The 249-nt window shown below is 48.6% G+C and carries 2 tRNA genes; both read left to right on the top strand.

The features are described from left to right. Nucleotides 1–2: 2 nt before the first annotated feature. Nucleotides 3–87 (top strand) — tRNA-Leu (locus tag VJL_RS27255). Nucleotides 88–117: 30 nt separating this feature from the next. Beyond that, a tRNA-Gln gene (locus VJL_RS27250) sits at nucleotides 118–192 on the top strand. Nucleotides 193–249: the final 57 nt, after the last annotated feature.

Below are 249 nucleotides of genomic sequence, written 5' to 3'. Positions count from 1 at the left end.
ATGCGGTCGTGGCGGAATTGGTAGACGCACCAGATTTAGGTTCTGGCGCCGCAAGGTGTGAGAGTTCAAGTCTCTCCGACCGCACCATTATTAAAGTCTCTTTTATTAGAGCATTGTAGGGCTATCGCCAAGCGGTAAGGCAGCGGCTTTTGATGCCGCCATTCCCTGGTTCGAATCCAGGTAGCCCTGCCATATTATCCCTTTAAAGGGACGTTATTGAGGTTTTACCAATTCTCTCGATAACAACAA

Source organism: Vibrio jasicida CAIM 1864 = LMG 25398, assembly GCF_000400365.1.
GTDB classification, from domain to species: domain Bacteria; phylum Pseudomonadota; class Gammaproteobacteria; order Enterobacterales; family Vibrionaceae; genus Vibrio; species Vibrio jasicida.
This window is presented reverse-complemented; position numbering and strand designations above follow the sequence as displayed.